Below are 1,008 nucleotides of genomic sequence, written 5' to 3'. Positions count from 1 at the left end.
GAGGAAGGTACGGGCCGGAGCCGGAGCCGGGGCCGGAGCCGCCACCACCGGAGCCGGGCGCGGCGCGTTGAACGCGTAGCGCAGACCCAGAAGGATGGAGTGGTTGTAGACGCCGGGCTTGTAGGTGCCGTTGCCGACCACCGCGCCGTTGTTCGCGACGAGCTGCGCGCTCAGCGAAGGCTCGATCGAGCTCAGGTAGCGGTACTCGAGGGTCGCGGCGAGGCCGGGGACCATCGAGTCGAGACCCATCGAGATACCCGCGATGCCCTGGTAGGCGAACTGGCCGTCGCTGTCGTCGATCCGGAGGCGGAGGCTGTTGGAAGCGCGCGCGCCGACCTTGCGCCAATCATTCACCAGATAGCCGACGCCCAGGCCGACATACGGGGTGAAGGAGACGGCACCGAGCCTCATGTAAGGCGTCAGCATGTTGAAGTCGTAGAAGGCGTTCACCATGCCGCCATACTGGTGCACCGCACCGCTGACCGAGGTGCTCGAGCCCACGACGCTGTTCATCGAGTTGATGTCGTTGTAGCGGTAGTTGCCCTCGACCTCGACGCGGAAGCCGTTGCCGAAGCCCCAGCCGACGCTGCCCACCACGGCATAGCCGGTGTGGAAGTTCGTGCGGATGAAACCGTTGGCCGCGGCAGGGCCCGTGAAATTCGTGGTTTCGCTCGTGTAGTCCCGCAGATTCGCACCGACACCGCCGCCGATATACAGGCCGGTGATCGGCTGGGCCTGGGCCACCGCGGGCAGGGCCAGCAAACTGGCCGCCAGAACAGGCTTGGCGAAGCGCATTTCGGTCTCTCCTGACGCCGGCATAGCCGGTTTGCATGAAAGTTGATGTCGGCTTCACCAATAAGGCATGTATCCGGGGTTTAACCATGCGTCGGACAACAAATCCCCTCACTAGTGCAAAATTGCCACAAAAAAGGGCGCCTTTCGGCGCCCTTTCTCGTTTCCGGTGAGGAAAGTCCTGCTTAGCGCAGGACGATCTCCACGCGGCGGTTC

Annotated in this window: 1 protein-coding gene; it reads right to left on the bottom strand. The window is 63.9% G+C overall.

Annotated features, from left to right (window positions below; all coding sequences use genetic code 11):
• Positions 1-795, bottom strand: a 795-nt coding sequence (locus WJM96_RS22845; protein WP_424814869.1) for an outer membrane protein, incomplete at its 3' end; no start/stop codon positions are given.
• Positions 796-1,008 lie beyond the last annotated feature (213 nt).

The organism is Roseococcus sp. YIM B11640 (assembly GCF_049727625.1).
In the GTDB taxonomy this organism is placed as follows: Bacteria; Pseudomonadota; Alphaproteobacteria; order Acetobacterales; family Acetobacteraceae; genus Roseococcus.
The sequence above is the reverse complement of the archived record's forward strand: the minus strand, read 5'-3'. Positions and strand labels throughout refer to the sequence as shown.